Raw genomic sequence first — 12,537 nt, 5'->3', positions numbered from 1 at the left:
AAATATATCTTAACAAGTCCGATCGCATTTTTCGTTCTTGTGCTTAAGATATATCATAGCTAATCTCCATGCTTGAGATGAGAATGATTGTTATTCCATGAGATTTTCATGACAGTGCGCATGCCCCTGAATCACGGGTATAGCTTGAGGAGAGATATTTTGACTGCATCAGCTAATCAGCGTTTACCCCAGCGCGTCCGTAATGAACTGCGTTTCCGTCATATTCAGGTCACCAGTAAAACTAACATTGCCGGTAAATTCTGGCGCATACGGTTCAGCGGCAGCGATCTGGCGGGCTTTACATCGCCAGGCTTTGATGACCACATCAAGGTATTTTTCCCTTCCGCTGAAGGTGAAACACTGGCTCTGCCGCAGATGACCGACGCGGGCATTGTCTGGCCCGAAGGTTTGCGTCCGCAGGCGCGCGACTACACGCCGCTTGAATTCGATGGTGCCTCTTCTCTGACCCTGGATTTCTATATTCACCAGCAGGGCGTGGCGAGTGACTGGGCAACGCAGGCACAGGTGGGCGATAAATTAATTATCGGTGGGCCACGCGGTTCGCTGGTGGTGCCGACCGATTATGCATTTCAGCTTTACGTCTGTGATGAAACCGGGCTGCCAGCGTTTGCGCGTCGTCAGCGTGACGCAAGTGCCCAGTCTTTGCATCTCTATGCCTTTACCGATGACGCGACGGGCCACGGCTATTTATCGGATACGACTGGAGTAACGACAAACTGGTTGGGCAGCGGTCAGATGCAGAAAGCACAGCTCAGCCAGCTGATTGCCCGGCTGGATCAGCTCACACTCCCGGCGGAAGATTACTTTATCTGGCTGACTGGCGAAGGTGAGTTTGTGAAAGCGCTGGCTGACTACTTCACGGTGCAGCGCGGCCTCAGCAGTGATTTTGTGCGGGCGGTGGCCTACTGGCACCAGAAGTAAGCGGCTCTGCCAATTGAGTTTTGCCAGACGGCGGACTACCATCAATCCGACTTTTTCCCGCAGGGCAGGCCATGAAACAGCATCCGAATTCCACCTCATCTGACGATCAGAGTACGCGCGCAGGCGGCTGCGGCGGACGACGCAAACGACGCGAAAAGATGCTGGAAGCAAGTGAGATCCGCCTGCTGATGCTCCATTTCCTGGCGCAGAATGCGGCGCACGGCTATGAACTGATCAAGTCGGTTGAGGTGCTGTCGAAGGGAGAGTATTCGCCTAGTCCGGGGATCATTTACCCCAATCTGACGCTGCTTGAAGAGATGGAGGCGATTGAGGTGGTGGATGCGCAGACAGCGCGCAAAGCCTATCGTCTGACCGCAACGGGAGAGGCGCAACTGGCAGAGAACCTGGAAACGGTCTCCAGCCTGATCACGCGGCTCTCTACGCTGGCGATTCTGGTCAATAACCGCAGCATTCCTGCTGTAGAGCAGGCGATTTATGGGCTGAAGGTCGCGCTGAACCAGCGGCTGGCGCAGGAAGATATCTCAGAAACCGCGCTGCAGACGCTGATTAAGGCGCTGCACGACGCGGCTGAAAAAATCACTCACAGTTAATCAGCTGATTTCGGCTTTGTTTTTGTCGATGTGGCCCAGGGTACGATCCGGGAAACAGATGTCGCGTACGCGCTGTTTTAGCGTGGTCGCATCCGGGAAGCCACCATCACGCTTGCGTTCCCACAGCAGGTGCTCATCCAGCGTAATTTCAAAGATACCACCGGTACCTGGTTTCAGCGTAACCTCCGCCAGATCCTCAGCGAAAGTATGCAGAAGTTCCTGTGCCATCCACGCTGACCGCATCAGCCAGTTGCATTGCATACAGTAGTGAATAACAACCACAGGTTTTTGTGCCATAACTCTATTCCTTTACGTGTTGATAAATGCTAATGCATTCGGGTGAACAATTTGTGCGCTGTGGTTTATATCCAAATGTAAATAAGATTGATAATGATTATCAGTTGCATTAAATTTCAGTCGATAATTACTACACCAGCATGATGTTCTGACTTTTCACGGCTTTTATGCGGAGCCGTTTTACTTTTGCCAGCAAACAAGTGAGCGAATACTAACAATTAATCAGGTAATTCGCGCCTATGTCACCACGTTTTCGGAGATTGACGCAACCGCGTCTGACTCAACTGGCGTTGCTCGCCACCTTCATCAATACCACCTGCACTTATGCTGCGGGCAGTGAATCTGCTACGCTAGCCCTTTCTGACCGCTCTGACAGCAATACCGAACAGGTAATGACGGTGACGGCGCCGGAAATTAAAAAAACGGCAGGCAGTAAAACCTCGCTCTCTGCCAGCGATCTGCAACAGCGTGGTGCCACTGACTTTGGATCGATTATGCGCTATGAACCGCTGATCAGTGCCACCGGTACTAGTGGCGGTTCATCAGCCGGTAAGAGCGGTTTTGATCGGGCTGGTTATACCGGCTACAACATTCGAGGCCTCGAGAGCAACCGCGTCGGTCTGGATGTGGACGGCATTCCGTTGCCGCAGGCCACTGGCCGCAGCTATGTAGGACGCGCTGGTCTCGACAGCTTTGGCATTGGCCGCGATTACATCGATCCTTATATGTTTGGGCGTATTGAGATTGAGAAGGGCGCCACAGCAGTGGATCAGTCGAACACCTCAATTGGCGGCAACGTCTCGTTCCGTAACAAATCCCCGGACGACTATCTGTACTCCGGCAAGCCGACCTTTTTCGGCTATCAAAGTGACTACGACTCCGCCAGCCGCAGCTGGCACAACGGCATGACTGCAGCAGCAGGCGATGACACGCTGAGTGGCATTTTTGTTTACAGCCGTCGTGACGGACAGCAGACCCGTAACAACAGCGATACGCTCGATGCTTATCCGGCCAACTGGCACTCCGATGCCTTTATGACTTCCGGCATCTGGCAGCCCAATGATGCTCACAAGCTCAGCGCGACGGTCGATTACTATCACAAAACTCACCACAGCCATTACGACAGCTGGAGCACTTCCGGCAATACCGTCTGGGGAACGGCACAGCAGCAGAGTGATACCCGCCGCTGGGGCATCAGCCTGGCGGATGAGTACACCCCTTACAATGACCTGATCGACAGCCTGACGACCCGCGTTTACTGGCAGCAGACCCAGGCGCATGACAACACCCTAATGCCGTCGAGTGCCACCGCCAGGCAAACCGTCTATTCCGATTACAACAGCGACAGCTACGGTTTTGACACCCGAGCGCTTAAAAGCGTCGGGCGACATGAACTGAGTGCCGGGCTGAATGCGCGTCTGATGGATACTGAGCGACCTTTCCGTCAGTCACCGCCAGCCAGTGCTTTTACTGCGATTATGCAGCCGCAGGCTAACAGCCGCAGCTACAGCGTGGGCGGTTATCTGCAGGATACTATCAGCTTCGATGCTGACGGACATCGGGCGGCTATCGTGCCGGGCGCGCGCGTGGCCTATCAGAACACCCGACCACGTGATGTGGCGACGCTGACCACGAACAGTAGCGTGCTTGACGCCAGCGAAGTTTCAGCGCTCTACGGATCGCCAAACAGCGACACCCAGATATTGCCGTCGATCGCCTTCCAGTTCGATCTGACACCGAAGCTGATGACTTATCTGCAATATACCCGTGGCGCGCAGTTCCCCAACGATACCCAGCTCTATGGCTCATGGAACCTTGGCTCCAGCTATGCCGGCACCGCACAGTATGCGCTGATTGGTAATGCAGACCTGAAAACCGAAACCAGCAACAACTACGAGTGGGGTGTAAAAGGAGAGGTGGCAAAAGGCGTCACGCTTAACGCTGCCGCTTTTTATAACGACTATAAAAACTTTATTGCCTTTACACGTTACAGCCGGGCGGCTAATCCGGGTCAGTTCGTTAATGTGCCCGCCAACATTTACACCACCTATCAGGCGGAGAACCGCGATAAAGCCTACATCTACGGGGCTGAAATCAGCAGTAAAGTGAACTTCGGTAGCTGGTTCAATGAGGTCGAGGGTCTGAGCGCCAATCTGGCGTTGGGTTACACGCAGGGCGCGGCAAAGTCACGCTACCTTGGTGACCGCTACATCGATCTGGAGAGTGTTGCTCCGATGAAAGCGATTGTCGGACTCGCCTGGGATGATGAGGCGCGTGGCTACGGGGCCGCCGTTACCGCTACCTTTGTCAAAGGTAAGCAAGCCAGCGCGACTAACCGCGAAAGCTTCGCTAACAACGGCAGCAGCCTGGCCGACTCCAGCACCGATTACATGCGGGTACCAGGTTATGGCATGGTGGATATGACCGCTTACTGGCGCGTCGCACATAACGTCAGGCTGAGTGGCGGGCTTTACAACATAACCGATCGCAAATACTGGGATTACCTCAGCAGTCGTGAACTGACCAGCGCCACTCAGCAGGAGCGCAACGATCAGGCACTGGCCGTGATGCCGGGCCGTACTTTCCAGTTAGGTGTTAACGTCGATTTTTGATAGCCGTCGCCCTGCGCTGATGCAGGGCATTACTAAGAGAGCCTGAGTCATGAACCCGATTTATCAGCACTATCTTGCCCTTAAAGGTGAACAACCGAAGAAATATGCCCGCGACCTGGCTGCGCTGATCGGCATCAGCGAAGCGGAATTGTGTGAAGCGCGCATCGGCGTTGATGCCGTGGCGCTGAAACGCGATTTTCCGGCGTTGCTGAAGGCACTTGGCGCAGTCGGCGAAACCAAAAACATTACGCGTAACGCTTATGCGGTACATGAACATCTGGGTGAATACCACAATGTGCAGATTGGCGCACATGGTGGCCTGGTGCTTAATCCCCGTGCACTCGATCTGCGCCTGTTCGTCGGTCAGTGGTGCAGCGCCTTTGCTCTGCAGGAGCCAACCGGGCAGGGCGTTCGTCACAGTATTCAGATCTTTGATCGTCATGGCGATGCGGTGCTGAAAGTTTACGTCACGGAGCAGACCAACATGGCAGCGTGGCAGACGCTGATTGCCGACTTTACCGACGCCGCGGCGACGCCGCTTGTGGTCGAGCCGGCTGCTGCAGCTCCCCTGACTGAGGCGGTTGATGCCACCGCCATCGACCGTGAATGGCGCGCCATGACCGATGTTCATCAATTTTTCGCGTTGCTTAAGCGCCATCAGGTGTCACGACCGCAGGCATTTCGCGCGGTGGGTGACGATCTCGCCAGGCAGACCGGTAACGATGCGCTTGAGCGCCTGCTACAGATGGCACAGCAGGCGGGCAATGAAATTATGATTTTTGTCGGCAACCGTGGCTGTACTCAGATTTTCACCGGCAGGGTAGAGAAGCTGCAGCCAGTGGAAAACTGGCTCAACATCTTCAATCCGCAGTTCACACTGCATCTGATGGCTGATCAGATCAGCGAAAGCTGGGTAACACGCAAGCCAACGGGCGATGGCTTTGTTACCAGCCTGGAACTGTTCGCCGCCGACGGCACACAGATCGCCCAGCTCTACGGTCAGCGCACGGAGGGTACGCCAGAGCAGTCAAGCTGGCGCGAGCAGATTGGCGCACTCCACACGCCGGGAGCGGCGGCATGAAAAGAGTGATGTTGTTATGGCTGCTCATGACGCTGCCATCACTGGCGGCGGACCGGGTGGTGTCGATTGGCGGAGACGTCACCCAGATTATCTATGCGCTGGATGCCCAGTCACAGCTAGTGGCGCGCGACAGCACCAGTCTGCGCCCGGCGCAGGCCACCCGACTGCCGGACGTGGGTTATATGCGCCAGCTCAACGCCGAAGGCATTCTGGCACTGAAACCAACGCTGGTGATCGCCAGCGAGCAGGCGCAGCCGTCGCTGGTACTGCAACAGATTGCCCGCGCGGGCGTCAGGGTGGTCACGGTCAGCGGCGACAGCAGCCTGCAGGCGATCCCGCAGAAAATTATCACTGTGGGTCAGGCGCTGCAGCGTGAAAGCGAAGCTCAGGCTCTGGCACGGCAAATGACGCAGCAGATTCGCCAGTTGCCGCAGCAACCGCTGCCGGTAAAAGTGCTCTACATCATGGCGAACAGCGGCATGAAATCGATGGCGGCTGGAAATCAGACTGCGGCCGATGGCGCCATTCGCAGCGCCGGGCTGGAGAATGCTATGGGCTCGGTGCCGCACTATCAGGCACTGTCGCAGGAAGGGGTGATCGCCGCCGCGCCGGATCTGGTGGTAATCGGCGAGGATGGCTTGAAAACGCTGGGCGGCGAAGCGCAGCTGTGGCAGTTACCGGGTCTGACGCTGACACCTGCCGGGCAGCAGCACCGTCTGCTGGTGATCGACACCATGGCACTGCTGGGGTTTGGCCTTGATACACCGCGGGCAATCGTGAAATTGCGTCAGGCGGCGGAATCGCTGAACCATGATTAAGGATAATGCGCTGCGTGGCCTGTTGCTGATGCTGATCTTCCTGCTGGCGGCGATGGTGCTGGCGGCAAATCTGGGGGCGATGTCGCTTTCAGTGCGGGCGCTATGGCAGGCACCGCTTAGCGATCTTATCTGGCAGATCTGGCTGGATATCCGCCTGCCGCGCGTGCTACTGGCGGTGGTGATGGGCATGGCGCTGGCAGTCTCTGGCGCGGTGATGCAGGGTGTTTTTCGTAACCCACTGGCCGATCCCGGTCTGCTGGGGATCAGCAGCGGGGCGGGACTGGCGGTGGCACTGGCAATCATTATTCCGTTGGCGTTGCCGGCACCACTGGCATTGTGGCTACCGATGATCGCTGCGTTTATCGGCAGTCTGCTGGTGACACTGCTGCTCTTCAGTTTCAGTCGGCTGGCGCGCGGCAATCTTTCGCGGTTGTTGCTGGTCGGTATTGCGATTAATGCGTTGTGCGGTGCGGCGGTAGGCGTGCTGTCATGGCTGAGCAACGATCAGCAGCTGCGCCAGCTGTCGCTGTGGGGCATGGGAAGCCTTAGCCAGACACAGTGGCCCGCACTGCTGATTTGCCTGCTGCTGATTCTGCCAGCCTTGCTGCTGCTACAGACTCGCGCCCGCCACCTTAACCTGCTGCAGGCGGGCGAAGAGGATGCGCACTACATGGGGATTGATGTGAAGCGTACTCAGCATCAGCTGCTGATCCTCAGCGCGCTGCTTGTCGGTACAGCGGTCTCGGTCAGCGGCGTGATCGGCTTCGTCGGACTGGTGGTGCCACACGTGATGCGTTTTTGCCTTGGCGGCGATCATCGCTGGCTGCTGCCCGGCTCAGCACTGGCGGGGGCTATTCTGCTGCTGCTGGCCGATACGCTGGCGCGCACTCTGGTGGTTCCGGCCGAGATGCCAGTCGGGCTACTGACCAGCCTGATTGGCGGTCCGTGGTTTCTCTGGCTGATTCTGCGTCAACAGCGAGGGCTGGAGTGATGGAAATTTTACAGGCCAGGGGATTGTGTCTCGCGCACGGCGACAAAACCGTTATCGATAATCTCGACGTCACGCTGTCAGGTGGAGAGCTGGTGGCGCTGATTGGTCCCAACGGCGCAGGTAAATCGACGCTACTGCGGATGCTGACGGGATTTCTGTCGCCCGATCGGGGCGAGTGCTGGCTGGGCGACCGACGGCTGACGACATGGCCGCGTGAGCAGCTGGCACGACGTCGGGCAGTGATGCGCCAGCAGAACAACCTGACCTTTGCACAGTCAGCGCAGTCGGTCGTGGCGATGGGCCGTGCGCCCTGGCCGGAAGCGCAGACGACGCAAATTGTGGCTGAGGTCATGCGGCTGACCGGTTGTGAAGGGCTGGCGCAGCGCGATTACCGCCAGCTCTCCGGCGGTGAACAACAACGGGTGCAGCTGGCGCGGGTGCTGGCACAGCTCTGGCTGGAGGGAAGACCACGCGGCTGGCTGTTTCTGGATGAGCCGACCTCGGCGCTGGATCTCTTCTGGCAGCAGCAAACCTTGCGTTTACTACGCCAGCTGACGCGCGCCGGAGATCTCACCGTCTGTACCGTGTTACATGACCTTAATCAGGCTTCATTGTGGGCCGATCGCATACTGCTGCTGCACGCAGGCCAACTGGTGGCACAAGGCTCGCCGCAGGCGGTAATGACGGAAGCGACGCTGACGCGCTGGTACCAGGCCGATCTTCAGGTAGTGGCACATGCCGAAAGTGGACAGCCGCATATCCAGCTGCGTATCTAGACCGTTTCGCTTTAAAAACATTGTGTTGCGCGCTTTGAATCGCTGATTTTGCGCTATACCTGGAGTTCCGGGCAGCCTTAAGGAGACCATAATGGCAAAATCATTAGATCAAACCGCTGAGCAACTGGGTAATATTTTACTCTCCTCCGGACTTCATCTGGCGACCGCCGAATCCTGTACCGCCGGACTGATCAGCATGACGCTGGCCGCTGTGGAAAACAGCGGTGACTTCTATACCAGCGGCTTCGTAACCTACAGTGAAAATGCCAAAACGCGTCTGCTGGGGGTACATCCAGACACGCTGAAACAGCACACGGCGGTGAGCGAGAAAACAGCGAGGGAGATGGTGCAGGGAGCCTGCGCCCGCTCTGGTGAACCGGTAGGACTTTCAATCACCGGCTATGCCGGACCGGACGGCGGCGAGGATGGCACACCGGCAGGCACTATCTGGTTTGGCTGGGTCTTGCCCGACGGAAGGGATGAGGCGGAGTGCCACCAGTTTAGCGGCGATCCAAAATCGGTGATGGAGCAGGGCACGCAGTTCGCGCTGGAAGGGCTGATCAAACGGCTGCAGCGAGCCGATCGATAAAGGCGCGATTCACGCGCCTTTAAAAGCGTTAGCGGCAGTCGACAATAAGGCGGCCCTGCACATTGCCCTCCAGCAATGCCTGCGCACCTTCTCTGGCTTCACTCAGCGGAATGACCCGGCTCAGCTTATTGAGCCGTTCACTATCCATCAGCTCGCCGAGTCGCTGCCACGCCTGCTCACGAAGTGGCTTCGGACACATCACGCTATCGACCCCGGCCAGCGTAACACCACGAAGAATAAAGGGTGCAACGCTGGCTGGCAGATCGAGTCCCTGCGCCATACCGCAGGCGGCAACCGCGCCGTCACGCTGCGTAGCGGCCAGCACATTGGCCAGAGTATGACTGCCGACGCTGTCTATCGCGGCGGCCCAGCGCTCTTTTGCCAGCGGTTTGCCAGGCTGGGAAAGCGCTTCACGGTCAATGACCGATGCCGCGCCCAGCGTCTCGATCAGATATGCAGGGTCGCTGGTGCGTCCGCTCGACGCAACTACTTCATAGCCCAGACGCGCCAGCAGGCTGACGCTGTAGCTGCCGACGCCGCCACTGGCCCCGGTCACCAGCACCGGTCCGCGTTCCGGTGTGATGCCCTGTTTTTCGAGCGCCATCACACAGAGCATCGCGGTCAGCCCCGCTGTACCGATGGCCATGGTTTGCAGCGGACTCAGCGCTGCGGGCACACGGACCAGCCAGTCGCCGCTGACGCTGGCTTTCTGCGCCAGGCCACCCCACTGTTTTTCGCCCACGCCCCAGCCCGTCAGCAGCGCCACATCATCCTCTTTCCAGTCGGGATGGCGGCTGGCGGTCACACGCCCCACAAAGTCGATACCTGGCACCATCGGGAACTGGCGCACTATCGGGCCTTTGTTGCAGATAGCCAGGGCATCTTTGTAGTTCAGGGATGAGTAGCTGACGTCGAGTGTGACATCGTGGTCGGGCAGTTGAGATTCGGGGAGATCTTTCAGCAGGGAACGGTAACCTTGTTCGTCATTTTCAATGACCAGTGCCTTGAACATGCAGCCTCCGGCAGAGTGGGAAAGAGGGATCAGTTTACGCCTGACAGCAGTAATGCGGTAGGGCAATGGCCGCCTCGCCAGGTGAAGCGGGTGGCTGGCGCAGAAAAGCGTGCTGACAGGAGTGTAGAGGCTGATGCATAAATTTGCATATAATTCAGATAATTAGTCGAATTGTGAATTTTATATGATAAATAGACTATAAAAATCATGTTGTTACACTTACGCATGATGACTGAATAATTGCGTGGCTCGGGTTGTTCATGCCTAAAAAAGATGACATTATGACCGCCACTTTTTGACCCTGCTGCTTCACCATAGAGGACGTCGCTATGTCCGGTTCACCGCGCAGTCGCCCGGATTACCGTTCGCTTTTTCCGGCGCTCACCGGGTTTTCCTCATTTACGCACTCTGCGTTATTCCTCATGCGGTGAGGCCAGCCAGGCCGCGGCTGCGGGGCTTTTCTTCACGAGCTGCATAATGCCTTCCTGTTAATAATTCGCCGGGGCGCTGTCCCCATGATTGTGCCTCAGGCACTTCCTCCCTGACGTTAGGGATTCTGTTATGACTCCACTGAAAATTGCTGCCAGCGCCGCTGTCGCGCCCAGTCTGACCCTGAACACCGCGCGTGACGTAGTGACGCTGGATAACACCGACTTTACTGATGTGGCGGCGGTTGTCGTCTCGCTGGCGGATACCCGCAGCGGTGTGCTGGCGCTGCTGCGTCACACCGGCTTTAATCTGCCGGTGTTTGTCGCGAATGCGTTTGAAGAAGAGGTGATGCACCTGCCTGGCGTCAGCGGTGAGCTGAATGGTGAGCCGCAGGAGTGGATTGCGCTGGAAGCGGCTGCGCAGGCATATGAAGCTGAGCTGCTGCCACCGTTCTTCGAGACGCTGACCCGCTATGTCGATATGCAGAACAGCACCTTTGCCTGTCCCGGACATCAGGGCGGCGCGTTCTTTAAAAAGCATCCGGCGGGCAAACAGTTTTATGATTTCTACGGCGAGAATGTTTTCCGCTCTGATATGTGTAACGCCGACGTCAAACTGGGCGATCTGCTGATCCACGAAGGCTCAGCCAAAGATGCGCAGAAATATGCAGCAAAGGTGTTTAACGCCAATAAAACCTACTTTGTGCTTAACGGAACCTCAAGTGCCAACAAAGTGGTGACCAATGCGCTGCTGACCCGCGGCGATCTGGTGCTGTTTGACCGCAACAATCACAAGTCAAACCATCACGGCGCATTGATTCAGGCGGGCGCGACCCCGGTTTATCTTGAAGCGGCACGTAACCCCTTCGGCTTTATTGGCGGTATTGACGCGCACTGCTTTGATGAGGCTTATCTGCGCGGGCAGATCGCGGCAGTGGATCCGCAGCGGGCGCAAGAGGCGCGACCTTTCCGCCTGGCGATCATCCAGCTGGGCACTTACGACGGTACGGTCTACAACGCACGTCAGGTGGTGGATCGCATCGGTCATCTTTGCGATTACATCCTGTTTGATTCCGCGTGGCTAGGCTATGAGCAGTTCATTCCGCTGATGGAAGGCTGTTCGCCGCTGACGCTGGATCTGAACGAGAACGATCCCGGTATCTTTGTCACGCAGTCCGTGCATAAGCAGCTGGCCGGTTTTTCACAAACCTCGCAGATCCATAAAAAAGATAACCACATTCGTGGACAGCAGCGCTTCTGCCCGCACAAGCGACTGAATAACGCCTTTATGCTGCACGCTTCAACCAGCCCGTTTTATCCACTGTTTGCCGCGCTGGATATCAACGCCAGAATGCATCAGGGCGAAGCGGGGCGTCGCATGTGGGATGAGTGCGTCATGGTGGGCATTGATGCACGTAAAGCGATCCTGGACCGCTGTGAAATGATCCTGCCGTTTGTTCCAGAGACGGTAGAGGGTCAGCGCTGGCAGGATGCACCCACGGAGACGATAGCCCGCGATCTGCGCTATTTCAGCTTTGAACCGCAGGCGAAGTGGCATGGCTTTGCGGGTTACGCGCGCGATCAGTATCGGGTCGATCCCTGCAAGCTGCTGCTGACTACGCCGGGGATTGATGCGGCCAGCGGGGAATACAGTGATTTCGGGATCCCGGCGACCATTCTGGCGAACTACCTGCGTGAGAACGGCATCGTGCCGGAAAAATGCGATCTCAACTCGATCCTGTTCCTGCTGACCCCGGCTGAAAGCACAGAGAAGATGGCGAATCTGGTGGCGATGCTTGCGCAGTTTGAGCAGCACGTTAAAGAGGATGCGCCGCTGGCCGAAGTGCTGCCGACGATTTATCGCAAAAACGCGCAACGCTATGCCGGCTATACCCTGCGACGCCTCTGCCAGGAGATGCACGATCTTTACGTCAGTCACAACGTTAAAGATCTGCAGCGACTGATGTTCCGCGCAGCCGAGTTCCCGCCGGTCAGGGTGAATCCGCAGGATGCGCATCAGGCTTATATTCGCGGCGAAGTGGAGCTGGTGCCCATCGCCGAGGCGGCAGGCCGTGTCGCTGCGGAAGGCGCGCTGCCTTATCCACCAGGCGTGCTGTGCGTCGTGCCAGGAGAAGTCTGGGGCGGTGCGGTGCAGCGTTACTTCCTGGCACTGGAAGAGGGGCTTAATCTGCTGCCCGGTTTCTCGCCAGAGCTGCAGGGCGTTTACACCGAAGAGGATGACCAGGGACAGAAGTACCTGGTGGCGAATATGATAGTGGGATGCTGATCTGAGCAGGGACAGCGGCGGGTAGCGGCCCGTCGGGCCTTTTTGTTCGTGTGGTGCAGCGCTAAAGCTGAAGTTGTTCGCTGCGCGAACGGG

Annotated in this window: 11 protein-coding genes; 9 read left to right on the top strand and 2 right to left on the bottom strand. The window is 57.3% G+C overall.

The genetic code is table 11. The features are described from left to right. The first annotated feature begins 159 nt into the window (after positions 1-159). Positions 160-942: a siderophore-interacting protein gene (locus NP77_RS05340; RefSeq protein WP_039659328.1), complete on the top strand. Its 783-nt coding sequence runs from the start codon at positions 160-162 to the stop codon at positions 940-942. Between the two features lie 71 nt (positions 943-1,013). After that, positions 1,014-1,553: a PadR family transcriptional regulator gene (locus NP77_RS05335; protein ID WP_004571231.1), complete on the top strand. Its 540-nt coding sequence runs from the start codon at positions 1,014-1,016 to the stop codon at positions 1,551-1,553. On the opposite strand, the gene NP77_RS05330 is transcribed toward NP77_RS05335, so the two are convergent. Then, positions 1,554-1,850: a SelT/SelW/SelH family protein gene (locus tag NP77_RS05330; protein WP_004571230.1), complete on the bottom strand. Its 297-nt coding sequence runs from the start codon at positions 1,848-1,850 to the stop codon at positions 1,554-1,556. A 239-nt stretch (positions 1,851-2,089) separates the two neighbouring features. Between NP77_RS05330 and NP77_RS05325 the strand changes: the two genes are divergently transcribed. The 6 genes from NP77_RS05325 to NP77_RS05300 all read left to right on the top strand — a co-directional run bounded on the left by NP77_RS05325 (position 2,090) and on the right by NP77_RS05300 (position 8,717). Further along, positions 2,090-4,462, top strand: coding sequence for a TonB-dependent receptor domain-containing protein (locus tag NP77_RS05325; RefSeq protein ID WP_039659327.1), 2,373 nt, complete (start codon positions 2,090-2,092; stop codon positions 4,460-4,462). A 49-nt stretch (positions 4,463-4,511) separates the two neighbouring features. After that, a complete protein-coding gene (locus NP77_RS05320; protein WP_004571228.1) occupies positions 4,512-5,543 on the top strand; it encodes a hemin-degrading factor in 1,032 nt (343 codons plus the stop codon). Continuing rightward, the gene (locus tag NP77_RS05315) at positions 5,540-6,361 is read left to right on the top strand and encodes a hemin ABC transporter substrate-binding protein (RefSeq protein ID WP_039659326.1); all 822 of its coding nucleotides are present in this window, start codon (positions 5,540-5,542) and stop codon (positions 6,359-6,361) included. The genes NP77_RS05320 and NP77_RS05315 overlap by 4 nt, the downstream gene beginning before the upstream one ends. Continuing rightward, positions 6,354-7,352, top strand: a complete 999-nt coding sequence (locus NP77_RS05310) for an iron ABC transporter permease (protein ID WP_039659324.1) — start codon at positions 6,354-6,356, stop codon at positions 7,350-7,352. Before NP77_RS05315 ends, NP77_RS05310 begins: the two co-directional genes overlap by 8 nt. Further along, positions 7,352-8,128 carry a heme ABC transporter ATP-binding protein gene (locus NP77_RS05305; RefSeq protein ID WP_082040832.1) on the top strand — a complete coding sequence of 259 codons (777 nt, stop codon included), beginning with the start codon at positions 7,352-7,354 and terminating at the stop codon, positions 8,126-8,128. The genes NP77_RS05310 and NP77_RS05305 overlap by 1 nt, the downstream gene beginning before the upstream one ends. A 91-nt stretch (positions 8,129-8,219) precedes the next feature. Continuing rightward, a complete protein-coding gene (locus tag NP77_RS05300) occupies positions 8,220-8,717 on the top strand; it encodes a CinA family protein (RefSeq protein ID WP_039659321.1) in 498 nt (165 codons plus the stop codon). Positions 8,718-8,745: 28 nt separating this feature from the next. Here NP77_RS05300 and NP77_RS05295 read toward each other — a convergent pair whose 3' ends face one another. Continuing rightward, the gene (locus NP77_RS05295; RefSeq protein WP_039659320.1) at positions 8,746-9,729 is read right to left on the bottom strand and encodes an MDR family oxidoreductase; all 984 of its coding nucleotides are present in this window, start codon (positions 9,727-9,729) and stop codon (positions 8,746-8,748) included. 561 nt (positions 9,730-10,290) lie between these two features. Here NP77_RS05295 and NP77_RS05290 point away from each other — a divergent pair. Beyond that, positions 10,291-12,444 (top strand): ornithine decarboxylase, encoded by a 2,154-nt coding sequence (locus NP77_RS05290; RefSeq protein ID WP_039659318.1) that lies wholly within the window; start codon positions 10,291-10,293, stop codon positions 12,442-12,444. Positions 12,445-12,537: the final 93 nt, after the last annotated feature.

It is taken from the genome of Pantoea sp. MBLJ3 (assembly GCF_000816655.1).
GTDB lineage: Bacteria > Pseudomonadota > Gammaproteobacteria > Enterobacterales > Enterobacteriaceae > Pantoea > Pantoea eucalypti.
The sequence above is the reverse complement of the archived record's forward strand: the minus strand, read 5'-3'. Positions and strand labels throughout refer to the sequence as shown.